At 42.8% G+C, this 23,277-nt stretch carries 22 protein-coding genes and 1 other annotated feature; of the genes, 14 read left to right on the plus strand and 8 right to left on the minus strand.

Translation table 11 applies throughout. The features are described 5' to 3' along the window. Positions 1-237: 237 nt before the first annotated feature. From ACN6MV_RS12875 to ACN6MV_RS12895, 5 genes are all read left to right on the plus strand, one after another. A complete protein-coding gene (locus ACN6MV_RS12875) occupies positions 238-1,011 on the plus strand; it encodes a sugar phosphate isomerase/epimerase family protein (RefSeq protein WP_042127031.1) in 774 nt (257 codons plus the stop codon). After that, on the plus strand, positions 1,004-2,101 hold the full coding sequence (locus ACN6MV_RS12880) for a Gfo/Idh/MocA family protein (RefSeq protein WP_042127033.1): 1,098 nt from the start codon (positions 1,004-1,006) through the stop codon (positions 2,099-2,101). Before ACN6MV_RS12875 ends, ACN6MV_RS12880 begins: the two co-directional genes overlap by 8 nt. A 22-nt stretch (positions 2,102-2,123) precedes the next feature. Next, a complete protein-coding gene (locus ACN6MV_RS12885; RefSeq protein WP_042127034.1) occupies positions 2,124-3,200 on the plus strand; it encodes a Gfo/Idh/MocA family protein in 1,077 nt (358 codons plus the stop codon). A gap of 26 nt (positions 3,201-3,226) precedes the next feature. After that, on the plus strand, positions 3,227-4,195 hold the full coding sequence (locus ACN6MV_RS12890) for a sugar phosphate isomerase/epimerase family protein (protein ID WP_042127036.1): 969 nt from the start codon (positions 3,227-3,229) through the stop codon (positions 4,193-4,195). 96 nt (positions 4,196-4,291) lie between these two features. Then, positions 4,292-4,549 carry a DUF2164 domain-containing protein gene (locus tag ACN6MV_RS12895; RefSeq protein WP_042127038.1) on the plus strand — a complete coding sequence of 86 codons (258 nt, stop codon included), beginning with the start codon at positions 4,292-4,294 and terminating at the stop codon, positions 4,547-4,549. Between the two features lie 17 nt (positions 4,550-4,566). Here the strand turns inward: ACN6MV_RS12895 and fabV are convergent, their stop codons facing one another. Further along, a complete protein-coding gene (gene fabV, locus ACN6MV_RS12900; RefSeq protein ID WP_042127041.1) occupies positions 4,567-5,757 on the minus strand; it encodes an enoyl-ACP reductase FabV in 1,191 nt (396 codons plus the stop codon). A gap of 129 nt (positions 5,758-5,886) precedes the next feature. On the opposite strand from fabV, the gene ACN6MV_RS12905 reads away from it, so the two are divergent. From ACN6MV_RS12905 to ACN6MV_RS12920, 4 genes are all read left to right on the plus strand, one after another. Further along, positions 5,887-6,849, plus strand: a complete 963-nt coding sequence (locus ACN6MV_RS12905; protein ID WP_419886491.1) for a phosphotransferase family protein — start codon at positions 5,887-5,889, stop codon at positions 6,847-6,849. Between the two features lie 63 nt (positions 6,850-6,912). Beyond that, complete coding sequence (locus ACN6MV_RS12910; RefSeq protein WP_419886492.1) at positions 6,913-7,452, plus strand: HXXEE domain-containing protein; 540 nt, start codon at positions 6,913-6,915, stop codon at positions 7,450-7,452. Positions 7,453-7,592: 140 nt separating this feature from the next. Further along, positions 7,593-8,657, plus strand: coding sequence for an ABC transporter ATP-binding protein (locus ACN6MV_RS12915; protein WP_341112346.1), 1,065 nt, complete (start codon positions 7,593-7,595; stop codon positions 8,655-8,657). 188 nt (positions 8,658-8,845) lie between these two features. After that, the gene (locus ACN6MV_RS12920; protein ID WP_419886493.1) at positions 8,846-10,312 is read left to right on the plus strand and encodes a glycoside hydrolase family 43 protein; all 1,467 of its coding nucleotides are present in this window, start codon (positions 8,846-8,848) and stop codon (positions 10,310-10,312) included. A gap of 86 nt (positions 10,313-10,398) precedes the next feature. On the opposite strand, the gene fabF is transcribed toward ACN6MV_RS12920, so the two are convergent. After that, positions 10,399-11,637 (minus strand): beta-ketoacyl-ACP synthase II, encoded by a 1,239-nt coding sequence (gene fabF / locus ACN6MV_RS12925; protein WP_419886494.1) that lies wholly within the window; start codon positions 11,635-11,637, stop codon positions 10,399-10,401. A gap of 124 nt (positions 11,638-11,761) precedes the next feature. On the opposite strand from fabF, the gene ACN6MV_RS12930 reads away from it, so the two are divergent. Next, positions 11,762-12,610 carry a helix-turn-helix transcriptional regulator gene (locus ACN6MV_RS12930; protein WP_042127047.1) on the plus strand — a complete coding sequence of 283 codons (849 nt, stop codon included), beginning with the start codon at positions 11,762-11,764 and terminating at the stop codon, positions 12,608-12,610. Positions 12,611-12,724: 114 nt separating this feature from the next. Here ACN6MV_RS12930 and ACN6MV_RS12935 read toward each other — a convergent pair whose 3' ends face one another. Then, entirely contained in the window at positions 12,725-13,894 is a 1,170-nt protein-coding gene (locus ACN6MV_RS12935; protein WP_042127049.1) for an MFS transporter, read from the minus strand. Positions 13,895-14,033: 139 nt separating this feature from the next. Between ACN6MV_RS12935 and ACN6MV_RS12940 the strand changes: the two genes are divergently transcribed. Then, positions 14,034-14,792, plus strand: a complete 759-nt coding sequence (locus ACN6MV_RS12940) for an exodeoxyribonuclease III (protein ID WP_375105390.1) — start codon at positions 14,034-14,036, stop codon at positions 14,790-14,792. A gap of 74 nt (positions 14,793-14,866) precedes the next feature. Here ACN6MV_RS12940 and ACN6MV_RS12945 read toward each other — a convergent pair whose 3' ends face one another. Both ACN6MV_RS12945 and ACN6MV_RS12950 read right to left on the minus strand, forming a co-directional pair. Next, positions 14,867-16,306, minus strand: a complete 1,440-nt coding sequence (locus tag ACN6MV_RS12945; protein WP_375102747.1) for a serine hydrolase domain-containing protein — start codon at positions 16,304-16,306, stop codon at positions 14,867-14,869. Positions 16,307-16,394: 88 nt separating this feature from the next. Continuing rightward, positions 16,395-17,531: a VanZ family protein gene (locus tag ACN6MV_RS12950; RefSeq protein WP_076121932.1), complete on the minus strand. Its 1,137-nt coding sequence runs from the start codon at positions 17,529-17,531 to the stop codon at positions 16,395-16,397. A 149-nt stretch (positions 17,532-17,680) separates the two neighbouring features. Between ACN6MV_RS12950 and ACN6MV_RS12955 the strand changes: the two genes are divergently transcribed. Both ACN6MV_RS12955 and ACN6MV_RS12960 read left to right on the plus strand, forming a co-directional pair. Then, the gene (locus ACN6MV_RS12955; RefSeq protein WP_042127055.1) at positions 17,681-18,028 is read left to right on the plus strand and encodes a hypothetical protein; all 348 of its coding nucleotides are present in this window, start codon (positions 17,681-17,683) and stop codon (positions 18,026-18,028) included. 168 nt (positions 18,029-18,196) lie between these two features. Further along, complete coding sequence (locus tag ACN6MV_RS12960; RefSeq protein WP_042127056.1) at positions 18,197-19,429, plus strand: aminopeptidase; 1,233 nt, start codon at positions 18,197-18,199, stop codon at positions 19,427-19,429. 62 nt (positions 19,430-19,491) lie between these two features. Here the strand turns inward: ACN6MV_RS12960 and ACN6MV_RS12965 are convergent, their stop codons facing one another. Continuing rightward, positions 19,492-20,589: a DUF4303 domain-containing protein gene (locus ACN6MV_RS12965; RefSeq protein WP_042127058.1), complete on the minus strand. Its 1,098-nt coding sequence runs from the start codon at positions 20,587-20,589 to the stop codon at positions 19,492-19,494. Positions 20,590-20,748: 159 nt separating this feature from the next. After that, positions 20,749-21,744: a tryptophan--tRNA ligase gene (gene trpS, locus ACN6MV_RS12970; protein WP_042127061.1), complete on the minus strand. Its 996-nt coding sequence runs from the start codon at positions 21,742-21,744 to the stop codon at positions 20,749-20,751. 101 nt (positions 21,745-21,845) lie between these two features. Beyond that, positions 21,846-22,129, minus strand: a binding site (T-box leader). A gap of 197 nt (positions 22,130-22,326) precedes the next feature. On the opposite strand from trpS, the gene ACN6MV_RS12975 reads away from it, so the two are divergent. Further along, positions 22,327-22,752 (plus strand): hypothetical protein, encoded by a 426-nt coding sequence (locus ACN6MV_RS12975; RefSeq protein WP_042127063.1) that lies wholly within the window; start codon positions 22,327-22,329, stop codon positions 22,750-22,752. Positions 22,753-22,900: 148 nt separating this feature from the next. On the opposite strand, the gene ACN6MV_RS12980 is transcribed toward ACN6MV_RS12975, so the two are convergent. Further along, complete coding sequence (locus ACN6MV_RS12980) at positions 22,901-23,269, minus strand: winged helix-turn-helix transcriptional regulator (protein WP_042127064.1); 369 nt, start codon at positions 23,267-23,269, stop codon at positions 22,901-22,903. Positions 23,270-23,277: the final 8 nt, after the last annotated feature.

Below are 23,277 nucleotides of genomic sequence, written 5' to 3' on the forward strand. Positions count from 1 at the left end.
TTACTATGTACCTAAGCAATAAAGAAAGAAATCGACCATCTACGCTATACGGAGTCGATATTAGCTATGCAAACAAGAATGGCAGTTAAAGGAAACTAATGGGAATCAGATTAGTCAATTCTGCAACAGCATTATTGTTCAAGTGATTGCTGCTATTGATCTCTTTGGGGACGAGCAGCGGAAAGAAGTTTAAACGAATTAGTAAGCTAACCCTAAACCCATTGGAGTGATTAGAACATGCTGAAGATAGGTCTGCAATTGTACACACTTAGAGAAGAACTGGAACAGGATTTCGAAGGAACACTGCGCAAGGTAGCAGCCCTTGGATATAAAGGTGTAGAGTTTTTTCACTTTTTCGGTCGTACTGCAGCAGAAGTTAAACAATTGCTAAATGAGCTTGGATTGGTCGCGCTCGGCGCACATCGTCCTTATGACGCATTGTTGAATGATACAGAAGCAGAGATTTCTTACAATCTTGAGATTGGAAATCCTCATTTGATTGTTCCTTATCTGTCAGAAGAACAACGTAACTATGAAGAAGTTGCCGCGAACCTGAAGATTATTGGAGAAAAATGCAAAGCGGGCGGAGCGGTTCTTCTGTATCACAATCATGATTTCGAATTAACGGATAAATATGGGGATAGCGACCGAACTGCTTTTGATGGATTGTTTGAAGAGGTGCCGGCTGATCTGCTACAAGTGGAAATGGATACTTGCTGGGTACATCATGCGGGCTATGATGCGGTTGAATATATCAACAAGTACGCAGGTCGACTGCCGATCATCCATCTGAAGGATCTGAAGAAACACGAAGACGGTTCACCGGAAACGGTTGTACTAGGTGAAGGTGAAGTGAACCTTACTGCAATTTTAGATGCAGCTGTTCAGGCAAATGTGGAGTGGGCGGTAGTAGAACAGGATTTCTGCAGTCGTTCACCATTAGAAAGTGTAGAAGATAGTTTGAAATGGGTAAAAGCATACGCAAATCAAGGAGGAAAAGTTCATGTCTAATAAGTTGAGAATTGCTATTGTAGGTTGCGGTGGGATCGCAAATGGAAAACATATGCCAAGTTTGTCACGTCAAAAGGATGCTGAAATGGTAGCTTTCTGCGATATCGTTGAAGAACGTGCTCAGGAAGCAGCTAAGACCTATGGTGCTGAGGGTGCTGCTGTTTACACAGATTACACCGAGCTATTGAAAGCTGGCGGTTTTGATATTGTTCATGTTTGCACACCGAATGACAGTCACTCCGTGATTACTATTGCTGCATTGGAAGCAGGTAACCATGTAATGTGCGAGAAACCAATGGCTAAAACCACTGCCCAAGCACAAGAAATGTTGGACGCTGCGAAGCGTACGGGGATGAAGTTGTCTGTCGCTTACCAGAACCGTTATCGTTCGGATAGTGAATACCTTAAAGCACTCTGCGAAAACGGCGAACTAGGTGATATCTATTATGCAAAAGCAATTGCCCTTCGTCGTCGTGCGGTTCCTACTTGGGGCGTGTTCCTGGATGAAGAAAAGCAAGGCGGCGGCCCACTGATCGATATCGGTACGCATGCACTTGATCTTACTTTATGGATGATGGATAATTATAAACCACGCAGTGTTATGGGCTCGTCTTTCCATAAGCTGAGTAACCGAAAGAACGCTGGAAATGCCTTTGGTCCTTGGGATCCTGAGCAATTTAAGGTAGAAGATTCTGCTTTTGGATTTATTACCATGGAAAATGGTGCTACAATTGTACTTGAATCCAGCTGGGCACTAAATGTATCTGAGTATCGAGAAGCTCAAACGCTTCTTGCAGGTACAGAAGGTGGTGCAGATATGAAGGATGGTCTGCGCCTAAACGGTGACCGTGGTGGACGTCTGTATGAGACCAAAGTAGACTTGTCTGCTGGTGGAGTAGCGTTCTTTGATGGAGGACAGGAAAATGAATCTGATCGTGAAGCTCGCTTGTGGCTTGAGGCGGTTAGAGAAGACAAGGAACCTGTAGTTAAACCTGAGCAGGCCCTCGTTGTTACTCAAATCTTGGAAGCTATTTATGAATCTTCACGTACAGGTCGCGCTGTGTATTTTGACGGCACATCAGATAATTAATAGAGAATCAGGAGTGGAAGTCATGAGCTCAAACATACATTCCGTAGTCATCGTTGGCTTTGGAGGAATGGGGAAATATCACGCAGAATTAATTAAGGAGAATAATTCCTTAGAAGTGGTAGGAACATACGACTTGCTTGAAGCACGTCGTACGGACTCCATCAAAGCTGGCTACAAGGTATTTGAAAGTTATGAAGAAGTATTAGCAGATCCTTCAGTTGAGATCGTTCTTATTGCTACACCAAATGATGTGCACAAAGAAATTGCAGTACGTGCGCTCCAAGCCGGAAAACATGTTATTTGTGAGAAGCCGGTGGCTATGTCGAAGGAAGAGCTTCAAGAAATGCTGGCCGCTGCGGATGCAGCAGGACGTGTGTTCATGGTTCACCAGAATAGACGTTGGGATGAAGATTTCTTAACGATCAAGAAAATGTATGATCAAGAGACAATCGGCTCGTTGTTCCAGATTGAATCCCGTGTACATGGAGCGAATGGTATTCCTGGGGACTGGCGTCATGTCAAGGCACAAGGTGGAGGTATGCTGCTGGATTGGGGCGTTCATTTATTGGACCAGCTTTTATTTATGATCGACAGCAAAGTTACCAGTGTGAGCAGCAGCCTGAGCTTTATTCTAGGTAATGATGTAGATGATGGTTTTGAAGCCATCCTACAATTTGAAAATGGGATAAAAGCTATCGTTGAGGTTGGTACAACCAACTTCATCACATTGCCTAGATGGTATGTGAAGGGTATTGAAGGCACGGGCATTATCGAGGATTGGTCTTTAACAGGTCGTTTAGTCACTAGAAACACTGAAGGTGAAAAGATCGAACCTAAGCCTATTCGTGCAGGTGTTGGATTAACTAAAACGATGGCACCTCCTTCTGAAGGGGCTACCATTACAGAAGCTTTACCTCAACCAGCCGATATAGGTTCTAGCTTCTATGACAATTTCGCAGCCGTAATTGAGGGTACAGCCGAACCAATCGTTAAGAATGCCGAAGTAATGCGTGTTCAGAATTTGATTGAGGCTATTTTTGAATCTGCTGAGAAGAATCAAGTGCTGAAAGACTTCGATATGTATGGTGAAGGTAAGTAAAGTATTTGCAAAAGAGGTGACTTACATTGAAACTTGGAGTATTTATGGTCTTGTTTGGCGGTCGTAAGCTGGAGGATGCTCTTGATTATGTAGTGTCCAAAGGACTTAAGGCGGTAGAGATTGGTACAGGGGGTAATCCTGGTAACAGTCACTGCAATCCTAAGATGCTTCTCGAGAATGAGACAGCATTGAAAGAATTTAAACATGCTGTGGAATCCCGTGGATTGACGATCAGTGCACTGAGCTGTCACGGAAATCCGCTACACCCACAAAAAGAGCTTGCTCAGAAGGATCATGAGGACTTTGTGAACTCGGTCAAATTGGCGCAGAAACTAGGCATTCCAGTCGTTAATACGTTTTCTGGATGTCCAGGTGATCATGAGGGTGCCAAGTACCCGAACTGGCCGGTAGCTCCATGGCCAAATGATTATCAAGAGATTCTGGATTGGCAATGGGAGAATAAAGTGATTCCTTACTGGACCGAATGGGGAGCTTTTGCCGCAGAGCACGATGTGAAAGTCGGTCTTGAGCTCCATGGCGGATTCTCCGTCCACACACCGGGTACTCTTCTGCGCTTGAGAGAAGCTGCGGGTGAGGTTATCGGAGCTAACCTTGATCCGAGTCATATGTGGTGGCAAGGAATTGATCCGGTACAGGCGATTCATATTTTGGGCCGCCAAGGTGCGATCCATCATTTCCATGCTAAAGATACTGTTATTGATCCGGTTAATGTTAATATGCATGGCTTAACAGATATGCAATCCTATACCAAGATGCTTGACCGTGCATGGCAATTCCGTTCGGTTGGCTTTGGACATGATCTTAAGACTTGGGCTGATATTATAAGTGCTCTTCGTTTAGTCGGTTATGATTATGTAGTTAGTATTGAGCATGAGGATGGACTGATGTCTGTAGAAGAAGGCTTCTCCAAAGCTGTAAGTAATCTTCAACAAGTATTGATTGAGGAGCCACTAACAGAAATGTGGTGGGTTTAAAATCAATTGTATAGACATAAGAAATGACGTGCGCAAGCACGTCATTTTTCCTGTATTAATAATCTGAATTTTAAACCTAAAAATTGGAGGACGAGCATGCAGCCGATAAAAATACAGAGAGAACATAAACTTCAGATTACATCCAGTATTCAGGATTATTTTGATACCGAGCTATCTAGCGAAATTGGTCAATTAGCAAGTGAGAATCTTCTGGATTTTATGCTCAAAGAACTCTCACCTTATATTTACAACCAAGCACTGGCAGACGCCCGTAAAGTGATTGAGCAAAAGATGATTTCTGTAGAAGAAGAATTGTATGCACTTGAGCAACCATTAACACTTGGCAAAAGATAGTCCGAACAAGATGTTGTTTACCGCAGATTGGTAATCGTTACGTCTGGATCAGTCTCTGCTTCGTAATCTACACCTTCAGTCTCGAAACCAAATAACTGGAAGAACTCCTGTTTGTAGCTTTCTAGATCTGTTAATTCATAGATGTTGTCTGTACTGAGTTCATCCCAGATTTGACTCACTTGATGCTGTACAGCCGGAGACAGCTCCCAGTCGTCTATTCGGATACGGCCTTCTTCGTCCACAGGAGTTCCTTCGACTGCGTAGAGACGTTCTGTGAATAAGCGATAGGTTTGTTCAATACAACCTTCATGAAGCCCTTTTTCTTTCATGACTTTGTATAGCGCAGAAGTGTAGAGAGGGACGACAGGAATTGCCGAGCTAGACTGTGTGACAAGACCTTTCGTAACTGCTACATAGGCCCGACCGCCAATACTAGATAGTTCTTCGTTAAGCGTATGTGCTGTGGATTCGAGATGATCTTTTGCACGTCCAATCGTTCCTTTACGATAAACGGATTGGGTGATTTCTGGTCCGATATAAGAGAAAGCGATTGTGGTGGCATGATCGGCCAAAGCGCCGGCTTGCTGGAGTGCTTCAATCCAAAGCTGCCAATCGTCACCACCCATGACACGAATGGTATCATCGATTTCCTTCTCGGCTGCAGGCTCGATAGAAATTTGGCTGACCTCACCCGTATGAAAGTTTACGGTTTTATTCGTGTAGGTATCTCCTATAGGTTTAATTACGGAGTTATAAACTTCACCAGTTACAGGATCTGTTCGGCGAGCTGAAGCAACGCTGTAGATGACGAGATCAACTTGTCCCAACTCACTGCGGATCAGTTGTATAGTTCTTTCCTTCGTCTCCTTGGAGAAGGCATCACCAGTTACACTGAAGGATTGAAGCCCGGCTTTCTCTGCAAGCTCTTCAAAAGCTGCTGAATTGTACCATCCAGCAGACGCTGTACGGGCTCCGTTGCTGCTGCTCTGACGGTAGACGCCTATTGTGCTAGCTCCAGCCCCAAAGGCGGCTGTAATCCGTGAGGCGAGGCCGTATCCTGTAGAGGCACCAATGACAAGCACCTTGCGCGGTCCTTTAATCTCGGGTTGTGTCTGAATATATTCGATTTGCCGCTCTACTTGACGAGCGCATCCTTGCGGATGTGCGGTAGTACAGATAAAGCCGCGTGTTCTAGGTTTGATAATCATGATAATGGTTTCCTCTCTTTCATGAAAAGCAGGCTAATGATACTCGGTAGTTCTAATTTTAACAATTTTCATTCAAATGGAGAAGGCTTGTTTATTGTGTGTAACTTATTTCTTAATGGTGGTGAGACCTTGGAAAGTTTTACTAAAACGAAAATATCAACAGAGCAACAGAATGATCTGGTCGGTGCCGCTTTTGGAAGTCATGTGAGCATTGATCGAAGTACCGAGCTGACTGGAGGTTATTTTAACGCAGCCTATGATCTTCTTTTATCAGACGGAAGAGCTATGATTCTTAAGATAGCGCCATCCGATGAAACAGACACCCTAAGTTATGAGCACGATATTATGGCTGTCGAGGTTGCGGCAATGCGATTGATGAAGTCAAAAGGAACAGTACCTGTGCCTGAGGTATACGCTTATGATAACAGTAAAAAATTGATTTCGAGTGAGTTTTTTTTCATGGAGAAAATAATTGGTCAGCCCTATAATGAGATTAAGGAAGAACTAAGTCCGCAGCAGAGAATAAATATTGAGACAGAGCTAGGTCGTTATTGTCAGTTAATTAATGAGATTCATGGTGAACGTTTCGGATTATTTAGTGCGTCCACACCAGTAAAGGGAACTTCATGGCGGGAAACATTTCAGCTTTTGATAACGAACTTGCTTGAAGATGCACGTCGTTTAAAGGCAGAGATGCCCGTTCCGATTGAAACCATTGAGGCAGAGATCATAAGCCGCTTACATGTTATGGATGTAGTCACTGAGCCTCGTCTTGTACACTGGGACTTATGGGATGGCAATGTATTCGTGCGAGAGGGCCGCATTGTTGCATTGATTGATTGGGAACGGGCACTTTGGGGCGATCCGCTTATGGAGTATTATTTTCGCTATATAGAGAATTCAGAGCATTTTTGCAGAGGTTACGGAAATAGCTTCGACAACCCGAATGAATGTGCCCGCAAAAAACTCTACGATTTATATATCGACTTAATTTACTTTATCGAGTGTTATTCGCGTAACTACGATAGCCAAGGTCACTTTAAGTGGGCGCATGATAATTTGCTGGAGGGCTGGAAGAGATTCATGGCTTAACACAATTTTGACACATTTGCAGCGTAGAAGAGAAGGAGGAAGAGCGGGAGGAGAGGGACGCTAGTGTTTGAATGGCTAAGTGTACATATTAATGAAGTGAGTTTGCTGTGGCTGCTGCCGATACTATTTATGTTTCACGATTTTGAAGAAATTTTAGTTATCGAAGCTTGGAGTGCCAAATATGGAACGAGAGTCGAAGTAGCTATACCACCATTTATGCGCAAAATGTATACCTCGATGATGCACATGACTACACGTAACTTTGCTTTGGATGTATTATTCGTGTATATTTTGATAGTGGCAGTAACCTGCATCGCAGTATTCTTTTCATACTATTTATTGTATTTGGCTGTTCTTGCAGTGTTCTTCTTCCATGTATTTACTCATCTAGGACAGACTATTTATTTGAAAATGTATACACCTGGAGTTGTTACAGCAGTACTAGTAGTTCTTCCTTATTCTCTTTATGCGTATTATCGACTGTTGGATGACGGCGTGGTATCTATTACAGATATCGGGCGGTCCTTGGTAGTTGTACTTCTTTTACTTCCACCTTTGATGTGGTTGCTTGTGAAGAATAGAACACGAAATAAACAGAACTAGTACTAAAGTCTGCTGCTAGACGTATTTTTTTTCAGAAAAATCTTGACTAGAACCCTTAAAACTAGATAAAATAATACTTATTGCTTACAACATGCTGAGAATCATTATCATAATTGACGAGGAAATGAGAGGGTGACAAGATGGAGCGCCTTTTAGAGGTAAAAGACTTAGCGATATCATTCAAAACACACGGTGGAGAGGTACAAGCGATCCGTGGTGTTAGCTTCCATGTAGATAAAGGTGAAACTCTAGCGATTGTTGGGGAGTCAGGTTCCGGTAAAAGCGTAACCTCACAAGCGGTTATGAAGCTAGTTCCTACACCACCAGGAGAATATAAACGCGGACAGATTCTGTTTGATGGACAAGATTTGATTGGCAAGACTGAGAAGCAAATGCAGAAAATTCGTGGTAAAGAGATCGGTATGATTTTTCAAGATCCAATGACCTCATTGAATCCAATGATGAAGGTCGGCAGACAAATTACTGAAGTGCTTCTCAAACACGAGAACATCTCCAAGGCTGATGCGAATAAACGTGGGGTTGAGCTACTCAATCTTGTAGGTATTCCATCACCGGAACGCCGCTTTAATCAATATCCACATGAATTCAGTGGTGGTATGCGTCAACGTGTTGTTATTGCAATGGCACTTGCTGCGAACCCTAAGCTTCTGATTGCGGATGAGCCGACTACAGCGCTTGACGTAACGATTCAAGCACAAATCCTTGATTTGATGAAGGAATTGCAGAAGAAGATTGATACGGCTATTATTTTTATTACCCATGATCTCGGGGTTGTAGCAAGAATGGCAGATCGTGTAGCAGTAATGTATGCTGGACAAATTGTCGAAATGGGAACAGCGGAAGAGATCTTCTACGATCCAAGACACCCATACACTTGGGGCTTGCTGGCTTCCATGCCAAGTCTGGAGAGCAAAGGATCTTTGCTTACAGCGATTCCAGGTACACCACCCGATCTGATCAAACCGCCTAAGGGTGATGCTTTCGCACTACGTAGCACTTACGCTATGCAGATTGACATGGAGAAAGAGCCGCCTATGTATAAAGTTTCAGATACACATATGGTGAAGTCATGGCTGCTGCATCCGATGGCTCCTAAGGTTGAGCCGCCGGAAGTTGTTAAGAAGAGACAACGTGTGCTTAAGAACACTTATCCGGAGCCTGTTTTAGTGGAAAATAACGCTTAATAAGCGGTTATCTTATTAGAATTTAAATTAATAACGTCAGGCCATTTCGATGGCTTGGCGTTTTTTTATGTCCAAAAGTTCACTATTATTTAAATAAATATGAATTAATACGTGTTTACTTAAATAAAAGGATTGACTATTGCACGTTTTCGTTTCAAAATGAAAAGGCATACATAGGGGGTATAACGATGAGAAAAGCCATTATGACTACAATGATTAGCGTTTCATTATTAGTAGTAACAGCGTGTAATGACAATTCAGCTAGTTCCAGCAATTCAAATCACTTAACTGACTCTGCGCAGCCTGTCTTTAAAAATGTATCTGTACATGATCCGTCGATCATTATGGCAGATAATAAATACTATGTGTTCGGCTCTCATTTAGCATCTGCTAAATCAAATGATCTGATGTCTTGGTCTCAGTTGTCCTCAGGAGTGGTAGCAGGAAATGTACTCATTCCTAATGTTAAAGAGGAGTTTGCTGAAGCATTAGAATGGGCACAGACGGATACCTTATGGGCACCGGATGTTATCCAATTGGCGGACGGTAAATATTATATGTATTACAATGCTTGTAAAGGGGATTCCCCGTTGTCTGCCCTCGGCATAGCCGTGTCGGATAATATTGAAGGACCCTATAAGAATAAGGGCGTCATTCTGAAGTCAGGTATGATGGGCATGGGTGATGATGGAGAAATGTATGATGCCACTCAAAAGCCAAATGTAGTAGACCCGGATGTGTTCTTTGATAAAGAAGGGAAGCTGTGGATGGTCTACGGTTCTTATTCCGGTGGTATTTTCATTATGGAACTAGATGCTAATACAGGCTTCCCGCTGCCGGATCAAGGCTATGGCAAAAAGCTTCTGGGTGCGAATCATGCTCGGATAGAAGCCCCATATATGCTGTATAGTCCGGAAACGGATTACTACTATCTGTTCCTATCATATGGAGGGTTGGCAGCTGATGGTGGCTATAACATCCGTGTAGCTCGCTCAAAGGCGCCTGATGGACCATTCGAGGATTCTCAGGGTCAGGATATGATTCATGCACAAGGATCGCCTACGGTATTGTTCGATGATCCTGCATATGCGCCATACGGAATGAAGCTAATGGGGAATTTCGAATTCCTGAATACGGATGATGAGCTGCCAGTGAGTGGAGAAGGATATGTATCACCAGGTCATAACTCTGCATTTTTTGATGAAGAGAATGGCAAGTATTATCTGATCTTCCATACACGGTTACCAAATCGTGGTGAAAAGCATGAGGTGAGAGTTCATCAGATGTTTATGAATAGTGAGGGGTGGCCAGTTGTAGCCCCACACCGTTATGGAGGAGAGACCATTGAGAAATACACGAAAGAGCAAATTTCAGGTGAATACAAATATTTGAACCATAACAAAGAGATAACGGCTGATATCGTGCAGTCAGAACTGATTGAATTGACTAAGAGCGGAAAGATTAAAGGAGCGGTAAAAGGAAAGTGGAAGCTTATCGATGAGCATACGGCTGAACTTACCATTGACGGTGCTACTTATAATGGGGTGTTCCTGAGAGAGTGGAATGAAGCTACTGCCAGTAACGTTATGACGTTTACTGCAGTTTCCAAAGAGGGGATCTCTATTTGGGGGAGCCATGTATCAGCAATGGAATAATAGAATTTAATAAAAAATAGGAAGTGGAAACGGGGTTCCAATTAGTCCTAACGACTAAGCTGGAGCCCCGTTTTGTGGATGAATGGTCAGTCTTCAAACTTACGAATCACAATGACAGCATTATGCCCGCCGAAACCAAAGGAGTTAGACATGCCTATAGTAAGATCGGTTTTTCTAGCCATGTTCGGGACATAATCAAGATCACAAATGGAATCTTTGACCTCCTGATTAATGGTAGGGGGGATGATTCCTTCTTGAATGCTCTTAATTAGGGCTATGGCTTCTAGACCACCGGCCGCGCCTAAGGCATGTCCTGTCATGGACTTATTAGCGGTTACGGGGATCTGGTAGGCTTGATCGCCGAATAACTTCTTTATCGCAAAGGTCTCGGAGCGGTCACCTACTACTGTACTAGTGGCATGGGCGCTGATTACATCCACCTCCTCCGGCTGGAGATTTGCTTCATTCAGTGCCAATTTCATTGCTTGATAAGCACCGATTCCTTCTGGATGCGTGGCGACCATATGGTAAGCATCAGAGCTGGCTCCATAGCCGATAACTTCTCCGTGGATCTTGGCATTTCTACGCTTAGCGTGGGAGAGTGACTCTAGAATAACTATTCCACCGCCTTCACCGATAACAAATCCATCACGCTCCCCGTCAAAGGGGCGACTCGCCTTAACCGGCTCCTCATTCCGAGTGGATAAGGAGGTGGCATTGCCGAAACTGGCTAAGGATATTTCAGTAATGGCTGCTTCTGAACCACCAGCAATTACAATGTCGGCACCTCCGTAACGGATCAACCGGAAGGCTTCACCGATCGCCGTATTCCCAATAGAACACGCAGTTACTGGAGACATTGTAGGTCCCATGGCGCCTAATTTAATGCTGATCATCGCTGCAGCCATATTAGAGATCATCATGGGAATTAATGTGGGACTTACCCGATCCGGTCCACGACCTTTAAGCACGCTCCCTTGCTCCATCAAGGTCTGAATTCCACCAACGCCTGATCCTACGTAAACTCCGAGGCGCTCCTTGTCAATCTTATCAAGCTGTAGACCGGAATGTGTCCATGCATCTTCAGCGGCGGCGAGGGCGAACTGACTAAATCTATCCATTCTGCGTGCTTCTTTACGACCGAATCTGCCTTCTGCATCGAAGTCATGCACGATTCCCGCGATTTTGGTCTTAAAGTTAGAAGTATCAAATGAAGTGATTGGGGATATACCCGACTCACTAGAAACTAGACGATCCCAGAATTGCTCTATTGTATTTCCAAGGGGCGAGATTAAGCCCATACCTGTAATAACTACGCGCTCCATAGTGAACCTCCTCAACTAGTGTATATAGGTATTTTTCCACTAATTTTATCCTATTACAAGTTATCGTTTATCCTAGTATAATTTGTACTATACTAATGATTGCAACAGAGAGGAGAGTAAGCGTATGGGTAATCAGACGAGATTACAGGCATTATCAGATTTCTTAAAAGCACGTCGTGCAGCGATCTCACCCAGCTCTGTTGGATTGCCAGAAGGTACACGCAGGAGAACGCCTGGGCTTCGAAGGGAAGAAGTTGCACAGCTAGCGGGGGTAAGCAGTACCTGGTATACATGGCTAGAGCAGGGTAGGGATATTAAAGTATCTTCATCTGTTCTAGATTGTATCGCAACAGCTCTAAAGCTGACTCCTGATGAGCGGAAGTATCTTTTTGCACTGGCATTAGAGACTGGAACAGGAAACGTTCTATTTCAGCAAGAAGAATCCTCTGTAATCAGTCCTTCTCTACAGAAGATTTTACAGGAGCTTAAGACCTGTCCTACGATTATTTCAGACCGACGTTGCGGGATTGTAGGTTGGAATGAGGCGGCAGCACATGTGTTTCTTGATTTCTCCAAGCTGCCCATTGAGGAGAGAAACATGATTCGGTTGTTATTTGTTCGCAAGGAGTTCAGACGTTTAGCTGTAAATTGGGAACAGTTCGTAAGCGGTTATCTATCCATCTTCAGGGCTTATTACGGACAATATGTTGAGGATCGCTGGTACGATGAATTTATAGAGGAATTAAAGGGACTACACCCAGCGTTTAATGAAATGTGGGAACAAAGCCGTGTAAGCTCCGCTCCGGATGTCCTACTGGAGTTCAGACATGCCAAAGCTGGGAAAATGTTATTTCATTTAACCTCGCTACAGGTTCAAGGCAGCACAGATTTACGCTGTAGTATTTATACACCTGCCGCTGATTCGAATACTGAAATCAAGCTGAAGCAGCTTATGGAGCAGCATAAAGAATGACCAAGTTCCAGCCTGCAAGGTTTTCTTAAAGGCTAATACGCTTATTCATAGAAAACGAGAGTGTCCGCCAGCCATTTACGTGGCTATGGACACTCCCGTTTAAACATTGGAAGATTAATTAGTGGTTATATTCTTTTTATTGCCGGTTTTCTTTCCATAGATTCGGAACAATATTAATCCAAACAGCATGCCGATAAATGACATCACGGATATTGTTAAGTAAAGGGCCTTACCGCCGAAGGCTTCATATAAGGCTCCTCCAGCATAAGAAGCGAGAATGCCTGATACCCCGAAGAACAATAGCGCCAGTACTGTTTGACCCGTAGCCCGCCACTCCTCAGGCACAATACTATACAGATACTGAATAGCTGCGGAGTAGAATACTGGAAAGGTAAGGATTTGTAGTATCTGTAGATAAGCTAGCAAATGCGGATCAGTAATCCAAGCGGAAATAAAGAATCGAAGAAAATAAAAGGCTCCGGAAATCGAAATAATGATCAGCTCTTTTCCTTTGCGAAGCCACCAAAAGCTTAAAGCAAAGACAATAATCTCACTCATTGCGGCGATAAAGAACGATTGACCTACTAATTCAGGACTGCCACCAAGCTCACGGATATAAACACCAAGGAAGGTATCGTTCATTCGCGCAGGAACGGAGCTGATAAAGATAAGCACTAGAAACAACAGCGTTTCTTTGTTGCTTAGAAAATGCTTTAAGCTGTCAAGAGTAACCGGTTTACCCGTGACTGGAGCATCAGGCATGAACCAGCTGACGATGAAGCTTGTAAGGCTAATACCAACGAACAGCATGGCCATCCCATGAGAGCCGAAGTAACTCAGCACATAACCTGTGAGCAAGGCCATTACACCGTACCCTAAGGCACCGTATGTGCGTATCGACCCATAGCTAATTCCAGCTGCTTCGGAAACCCGGAAATTCAAGCTTTCAGCTAGCGGATCGATAGGCATCAAGAAGAAATATAGCAGCATAGCAAAAAGAATAAGTCCCACATAGCTATTGGAATCGAATAAAAAGTATCCCGTCACCGCAGAGCATAACAACAGAACTAAAAGTACCTTGCGGATCGTTCTTGTTTTGTCGCTGATCATCCCCCATAAGGGTTGAGCAATAATGGTAACAAAACCTCCAGTACCAATAATGAATCCAATTTGCGCCGGATTTAAACCTTGCTCTCCTAGATAGACTGGCAGAAAAGGAATGAACATCGCCAGCAATGCAAAATACAAAAAGTTAAATCCTCGTAATAGTGTTGGTGCCTTCATAAGTTTCTTTACCTCACGTATTAAATATTATTTAGATAGAGTCAATTTTGTTATTGTAACATGGATGGTGAATGATTAGGATATAAAACTATGATAAACTGAGAATAATTAAAGCAAAATGCAAGGAGAAAAGTCGATGATCAAGCTGGTATCATGGAATGTTAATGGCCTTCGGGCATGTGTCAAAAAAGGGTTTAATGACTATTTCAAAGAAGTAGATGCTGATATCTTTTGTGTTCAAGAGACAAAGCTTCAGGAAGGGCAAATTACACTGGAGCATGGTGAAGAATACGATCAATACTGGAATTACGCAGTGAAGAAGGGCTATTCCGGTACGGCTATATTTACTAAAATCAAGCCGATCTCTGCAAGATATGGAATGGAAGAAGATGAGGAAGCAGAAGGTCGTATCATAACATTAGAGTTTGAACATTTTTATCTGGTCAACGTCTATACGCCTAATGCCAAACGAGATCTGTCTCGATTGGATTACAGAATGGAATGGGAGGACCGTTTCCGAAAATATCTCTTAGATCTGGACAAGAGTAAACCGGTAGTTGTCTGTGGAGATCTAAACGTAGCCCATGAGGATATCGATATCAAGAATGCAAAGGCTAACCGTGGGAACTCTGGTTTTACAGATGAAGAGAGAGGCAAAATGAGTACGCTGCTAGAGTCGGGCTTCATTGATACGTTCAGATATCTCCACCCGGAGCTAGAGGGAGTATATTCATGGTGGTCTTATATGCCGAAGGTGAGAGAGCGGAATGTGGGTTGGCGGATTGATTATTTCTTAGCTTCTTCTAGACTTGCGCCTAATGTACTTGATGCTCAAATCGATTGTCAGATTATGGGCAGTGATCATTGTCCAGTCATTTTGAAGCTTGCAGATTTTTGAGATCAAAATAAATGATTGAAGGCCGCTAAGTTCCTGTGTAAGGAAGAGCGGCCTTTATTTTACGGGTGTGAATACTAAATTCTGCCAATCATATCATCGAATTCAAGCGGACCCATGTTTACATTAATCTTCGATTTAAGCAATAACATGTTCTCTAATATTTTAATCTCAAGAGTGATATAGAAGGGCATTTCAACAAACAGCAAGGACAACTGAAGTTGATCTTCTGCTAACCAAGTAAAGCTGGACATAATCCGGTTCATGGAAGGCTCAAGGATTAGCGCAAAGCTTTCGAGCCATTGTCCTCGGCCTAATCGAATGACATTGCTCTCACCAAGCTTACTTATTAAAGTAACCTCAGCGTCTTCATTGTTGAAGGAGATCGAGAAGGTAGCTAGTGAGAATTGGTTGTTTTCGAGTGTATAGGTCATATCATTTATTTGATCTTCCAGAATGGAGGACTGTTGCAATTGTGGGGGATTTATCGATAAATTCTTTAATTGGTCTACCAAGGCTGCAGATGAAGACTGATCTTCAGGAAGAGGTGCATCCTTCATATTGGGCAGTAGATGCTCCCACACTGCATTTAATATTCCTTCTGTGCTAGATGATGCGCTTGTAATAGCTATTACAGCGTCTTGGCCTGGTAGAACAATACAGAGTTGTCCGAATGCGCCATCTGCCCGGTAGGCTCCATGCTGGCATCTCCAAAATTGAAAACCATATCCGTGCGCCCAGTCATGATCGCCTTCGCCATTCGAGATGTGTTTGGAAGTGGCCTCATCTATCCACTCTTCAGGTAGAAGACGCTGATTATTCCAGATGCCTTTCTGTAAGAAGAGCTGGCCGAATTTAGCGATATCCTCTGTGGTTATGTTTAAACCGTATCCGCCAGTGTTAATTCCACGGGGACAGGATTCCCAAGTGGCACTACGGATACCAAGAGGCGTGAAGAGACGTGGTTCTAAGTATTCAAGCAGCGTTTGTCCGGTGACCTTTTGAATAATCGCAGATAGCATGTAAGTAGCGCCGGTATTATAGAGAAAATGCGTTCCAGGTTCTTTTTCTACAGGGACCGTGAAGAAGGCTTTCACCCAATTCCCGTCCGCACTTTGTTTAAGGGGATCCATCGTGTCCACGACTTGTCCTGTACCCATTATCAATAGATGCTTAATGCTCATTTTGGATAAATTGCTTGTAATCTCATCAGGTGAATCCTCAGGAAAGAACGAAATAACCGAATCATCAAGAGTGATGAGTTTCTCTGTCACAGCAAAACCGATAGCAGTTGAAGTGAAGCTTTTGCTCAGGGAAAAAAGCATATGCGGAAGGTCGGGCTTATAAGGAGACCACCAGCCTTCCGAGATTACATATCCATGACGAAGGAGCATAAAGCTGTGCAGACCTAAGCTTTGCGCCTCTACTGCATCAATAAAGCTGGAAATTGCGGCTGATGAAATGCCCTGCTCTTCTGGAAGACTTCTAGACAACTGCAAGCTACTTGTAGTTTCCATTCATTCATCTCCTAAATTTTGAGAATCCGTACCTTCCTATTTTATAATAAATTCCATGGTATAAATACTAGATATAAGGGAGAATTTTTCAATTCTCTATAGAACTACTGATTGAGGCATCGGTATGCGGTCTTTTCTCTGGCCATGAAATCACATGCGAGGTTCGGCTTAATTTCTCATAGATTAGCTGGTCATCTTTTTTGAATACCTTAATGATTAAATGAATAAAGAAAGCTAAATCGACCAGTAGAACAAAGAGATAAGCTACCGTTCTCAATGGTGAAGATAGAAGCCCCGTCACATCAGAATCGATAACAATAGCGTGAAGTCCAAGGATTACCCAATATAACAGACCATATCGGATCATAAGCGCCCAGAAAGAAGCCCGATTACCTCTGTTCGTTACCCGAATCCGTACAATCCATTTGCCTAAGGTCCGCCCACCGGTGAAAGCTGGAATCAGGATGAAGTACATCCCTGTTACAATCCAGAAAGCACTTTTTATATCGAATCCATAAAGTACACCAAACCCAATGATCCACACCATACTATCGATGAAAAAAGCAATCCCTCTGCGGGTATAGGAGACTCTTTTGGCGGAACGATCGATATTCGTATCCAGTTGTTCTATGCGTGGCAGTAACCCGTTTATCCAGATAGCAATTCGGAATCCAAAGATCCCTCCCAGCGTGTTGGTAATAAGATCATCGACATCAAATAGACGGTAGGGATGATCAAAAAAGCCGTAGATGCCTGTAACCTGAGTGACCTCAAAAGATAACGAAAGCATGAAAGACAAGAGAATACACATTCCCCAGCGCGTTCGAAAATAGTAGCCCAGAAACAATCCAAACGGCACTGTCAGAGCGATGTTAAATATCACCTGTAAAAAAGCGGGCTCTCGTAGTAAAGACCAATACGTTGAAATCTGATCAGGTATGATCTTAGAGCCGTCTATAATATCTTGTATGAACTGAAGAGGGATGAGCTGCATGATACTCCCTGAAGGCGTCATATTATGTCTTGAGGAAGGCATCGGAAGCAATACGAGAAAATAAGCGTTCATCAGATAGAGCAAGAGTAAGTATAGGATTAAAGCTCTAAGCTTATGAATGTAGCCGTGTCTACGGTATTGAACGATTAGAAAAGGGAGCGTGAAGATCAATGCCGCTATAGGAAACATCATAAAGGCATAAGAAATTGGGAAAAAGTAAGAATGAAACATAAGTCACCTGCCGAATCATTGTTTTTGTGGAAGAAAGGAGTCTGCTGCAAACTAGCGTTCCCGGCTCATTATAAAATTTTATGATAGGGAACTCAACTTATTTATTTAGCGCTTCCGGCATACATATGTTTATAGAGGAGCGTGAAGTGATGGAGAAAAAGGTACAGCAGTATTATCGTCTGAAGCAAAAACAAAAGGAAATCGAAAAAGAACTGGGGGAGCTTCGCCAGGAAATTCTAAGCTATTGTAGTGAGCAGGGGGCAACTGAGACTGAAATTGGAAGCTACAAGGTGAAGCTAGTGATGCAGAACCGCAAAGAATATGATGATCTGAAGCTTTATGAAACCTTATCAGACCCTGAAGTGTGGCGTATGCTCTCTAAATCAGACCCAGCGAAGGTAGCAAGTTTGACCAAGCTTAACGTAATCTCTGAAGACAAGATTATGCATACCTATTCTTTAAAGACCGTAACTTTGCTGCAGGTGGATAAAAAATAAGGATTTTTACGTGAGCGGTTCCCTTCATGGGGGCCGCTTTCTTATAACGAATCGCAACTCTTAGCATTTTGCGTTAAAATAAGAAGTGAAGCTGACCGTCTGCTGTTAAGGAGCTCCGGTGCTTTGGTGCGACAGTAAAGCAACCATAGAGATGGAGGAAGAGAATTCATGAAAGATTTTGATGTCATGTTAGAGAAATATGCGAACCTGGTTGTAAAGGTTGGGGTAAATGTACAGCCTGGACAAGTCTTAATGGTGCATGCGCCTATTGAAACTGCTGAGCTTACTCGCTTGATTGTAGGTAAAGCCTATGAAGCAGGTGCTAAATATGTAATTGTTGAATGGGACGATGAAGCGACTACACGGATTCGTTATGAAAAAGCTCCGGAAGATTCCTTTGATTATTATCCACAGTGGCAAGCAGAAATGATGGAGAAGTTTGCGGAAGAGAACGGCGCCATCTTACATATTAAAGTACCTGATCCGGAATTGTTCAATGGTATTGATTCTTCCAAAGTATCAAGAGCAGTTAAAGCGGCAGCTGTTGCTCGCAAAAACTACTCCAAATATACCCGCAATAGCAAAATCAGCTGGTCTCTCGTTAAGGCTCCGACGCGTGCTTGGGCAAACAAAGTGTTTGCCGATCTCCCTGAGGAAGATCGAGTAGAAGCGATGTGGGAAGCCGTATTCCAGATGAATCGTGTAGGTAGCGAGGATCCTGTTGCCGCGTGGAGAGAACATATCGGTCATTTAAAAGAGAGTCAGGATAGAATGAACGCTAAGCGTTATAAAAGCCTGCATTACCGTGCACCGGGAACGGACCTACATGTGGAGCTTCCGGAAGGTCATCTGTGGCGCGGAGGCGGTGGAGAGAATGATAAAGGTGTGTATTTCGTGGCAAATATGCCAACCGAAGAAATCTATTCGATGCCCCATCGTACAGGTGTGAATGGTACAGTTAGAAGTACACTCCCTTTGAATCTGAATGGACGTTTGGTAGAAGGTCTTTCATTCACCTTTAAAGATGGAAAAGTAGTAGCATATGAAGCTGAATCTGGACGTGAGCATCTGACTTCGCTGCTGGCAACGGATGAAGGTGCATCCTATTTAGGAGAAGTGGCTTTAGTGCAGCATGATTCTCCAATCTCTCGCTTGAACCGAATTTTCTACAATACAGGGATTGATGAGAATGCCTCCTGCCATTTCGCGTTGGGAAGTGCCTATCCTGTCAATATTGAAGGCGGCACAAAGCTTACGAATCAAGAGCTTGTCGCACGAGGTGCTAATGTCAGCTTAACACATGTCGATTTTATGATCGGTTCGGCAGAACTGGATATTGATGGAGAACTGGCGGATGGTACGATTGAACCGGTATTCCGTAGGGGAAATTGGGTGCTGTAAGTGAAAATAAGGCCGTAATGATCCCTTTGGGGGAGGGTTACGGCCTTTTCTTTTGAGAATATTTATAAATTTATTACAGCGTTTATTTCGCGCAAAGCGTCTTCCAGATCTTCGCCTCTTTCATTCATGCGGTTTGCTAGCTGCTTACAATCATCAAGTTGTTCCTCTGTTAGCGGTCCTGCAAAATGCAGCGCTTCTATATAGTAATAAATGAAGTAATAATTCTCAATTTCAATGATCTCCAAATCTATTAAGGGATTTAAACGTTGGATGCATTCCTGAGCCAGTGCATTTCCAAGATGCTCCATTTGTATGAACACTTCTAGGTCAGACTTCCCGTAAATATATGGAATCGTGTCACTGTAGCTGCTAAGAACTGCGTCGGTCCAATAATCTAAATATTCAGTGACTGAGAAATGTTGATTCTGCAACATCAGCTCTCGAAATTGTAAATCTTTTGCATGATCAAATGGGAAAATCTTTGCGAATAAAGCAGGTTCGATGGTTTTTGGCATCACAATACTGTAATCTAAGTCATTGTTCCCTGTGGAGGCAAAGGCAATAAAGTCTTCAGTTGTATTTAATGACTGAAGCTCACCCTCAGTGATCAAACGCTGCATTGCTTTTAGCGTCAGCAGATAATACCCCATTTTAATAATCCCTGCTTCAAAGGCGATGATAGGTTGATCCTCCGTGTTAAAGAGAAAATCTTCTTCTGGATAAGTTGTCAGATCTGCTAGTTGGGTAAAATAATTCACGATCTTATCGTCTTCAAGCCATAAGTGGTACCGAAAATCCCCCTGATTATATTTCAACCAGTTTATTGAACGTTCATCTCGATCCTTTGGATTTCTCTCTAAAGCTCGCTGGAAACCTTCAAGGGTATTTAGATAAATGTTGATGTTATAAAACTCATCAGCTTGAAGATTAAAAACATAGACATCTTTATTGTCAGGTCCACTCGCGAAAGAAGAAATGACTGCTTTACTGTTCTTAACGAGAGTATTTACAAAACTTTCAGCTGTAACAATTTCGATATGATTAGGTTTAGTGGGACTAAATTTTGCTCTGTTTCCATCATATAAAAGATAGTAACCTTCTTGGTGGAACGGAGTTCTCTCTTCAAGCACACGTCCAAGCTGTGAATAAAATGTATTCATGTCCATTCTTCTTTCTACTATGATTTAAATGAATGATTCGACAATTTCTTCTTTTTTCCTCTAAGAGCCGCTGTCCAATGTGACGCTGGATCTAAAAAAACGCCGGAGCTCTCTCCAATAGAGAGTCCAGCGTTTTTTTATTGCCCATACGGATCAGATTTATTTTGAAAAATAATTAAGGCCCATGGCCTCGCGTACTTCGGACATCGTTTCTTGAGCAATGTTGCGGGCACGTTTAGTTCCGGATAATAAGATATCCTTAACAACCTTGGGTCTGGCTGCATAATAGGAGCGCCGCTCACGCATCGGTTCAATTAATTGGTCTAGAGCTGTCGTGATAAGCTGCTTACAGGCAGAACAACTTATACAGCCATTTTCGCAGCTCTCGTGAATTTCACTGGCGCCGTGGGAACGAAAAGCGCGATGATAAGCATAAATGGGACAAATATCTGGATGCCCAGGATCATTTTTATGAACACGGGCTGGATCAGTTGTGGCTTTGCGGATTTTGAAGGTGATCTCTTCCTTCGTGGAGTCCAGCTCGATGGCATTACCTAAGCTTTTGCTCATTTTTGCATTGCCGTCTGTTCCCACTAGTCTTGGGGTCTCGCTGATAAGCGCTCTCGGCTCCACAAGGATGGGGCTGTACAGCTCGTTGAATCTACGTACGATTTTGCGGGTCAACTCCAGATGGGGAAGCTGGTCTTCGCCTACAGGAATAATCGTCGCTTTACAAAAGGTTATATCGGCAGTCTGGCTTACTGGATACCCAAGAAAACCATAGTATAGTTCATCTAAGCTGGAATTTTTCGATTCGGCTTTAATGGTAGGATTGTGCCGCAAAGAATTCACAGTGACGAACATGGAGAACAGAACAGTCAGTTCGGCAATCTCTGGAATCATAGATTGAATGAATATAGTGGCTTTATCTGGATCTATACCCGCTGATAAATAGTCGAGTGTGATTTCATTCAAGTTTTGACCCAGTAGTTGAGGCCGATCAAAGTGAGTCGTTAGGGCTTGAATATCTGCTAGAAACACAAAAGTATCATATTGCTCCTGTAGAGCCACTCGGTTCTGCAAGCTGCCCACGTAATGGCCAAGGTGCAGCTTTCCGGTCACTCGATCTCCAGTTAATACACGTTCTTTTATCATTTAAATTCCTCCTGTTTTGTCGCTTTTGATTAACATTGAATCGCCACCACCAGCCATCATCCATGGCCATCACCTCCTTAAATGACAAAAAAACCTCATCCAATAAGGACGAAGTTGTCGTGGTACCACCTTAATTGATCGCGCCACCAAGTTTCGTTAGCATTACGATCTTCTCTTACCTGTACGGAGAGTGTTAAAAACAATCTAGATACAGGTCCCTTGATAACGGCGGGAACCCCGGCTTCTCCTACAGCATCTAGTTAGATGGTTCGGAAGAGCAACTCTAAAGGCCATTCGATCAAACGCTGGACACCGGTTCGCAGCAACCACCGGCTCTCTGAAGTCCATGTTCATTTGTCTACTTACCCTTTTTCAACGTTGTTCATGATATTTGGGTAATTGTAATTCTGATAAGTGAGTTTGTCAATAGGTGGAAATTAGAGGATGATATTCGAAGTATCTAGGTTTTATAATCTAGTAAAAGTATAACTTAAATGTATATAATCATCAGGAATTAAGTCCAATCTATCATTGCGGATTCACAATATACTATTCTATAACCTTGAAATGGAGTGATTAAAAATGGCGACAATTATAAGTTATGGGTCACAGGCAAAAATCCCGTTAGACCCGTTTACTACTGCTATAACGGTTGCAGGGATTCCTGGAGCTGGAGCGGGTCTAGCCACAGCGCAAGTAAATATTAGTCCGGCTAATCCGGCCTCTTTCTCCAGCAGAGTCGAGTTAAATGGTAGTTTTAGTCTTACTGCACTTGCTAACAGCCAATTTCTTGTTTTAATCCGACGTGCTGGAGTCGATATTTATAGATCCTTTTTTCGTTTTACTACAACTACTGATATTCAATTAAATGTTCAGTGGGTTGATGGTCCTTATATTGGAATCCATAACTATGAATTGGTAATTCAAAATGATAGCAACTTGCCTATCAATCTATTTGGACCCATATCATTCACAGCAACTGCTATAGGAGGAGATGGCGTAATTTAAGTTACGGGACAGTTAAATCGATCTGATTTAGCTGTCCTTTTTTTCATGGGCGTATAATTAAAACCTCAACTTTTGCAGCATAAATATCAAGCAAACTCCAACCAATAAGGAAGGGGTTCTTAGAAGATTGAAGTTATGGTTTCTCTCGTTATTTATTTAAAATGTTATCCTCTAAAACAGCATATTTATCACCGTACTGCTTAATGATATGTTGTTCTCCCCAGTTACAGAGCGAAGTTAAAATGTCGCTTAGACTATTACCATATTCACTAAGTTCATATTCCACTTTTGGTGGAACCTGATTGTATACGATCCGGTTGATGATTCCATCGGCTTCCAACTCTCGAAGCTGTTGTGTTAACATCTTTTGAGTAATCCCCGGCATCAATTGTTTTAATTCTGATGTGCGTTTTTTACCATGAGTTAAATGACAGAGAATCACACACTTCCATTTTCCTCCAATAACTTCGAGTGTAGCCTCAACGGAAATATTGTATTTTTTCTTAATCGTTGTCATAATATCCT

It is taken from the genome of Paenibacillus sp. B-A-8 (genome assembly GCF_048572915.1).
Taxonomy (GTDB): Bacteria; Bacillota; Bacilli; order Paenibacillales; family Paenibacillaceae; genus Paenibacillus_AQ.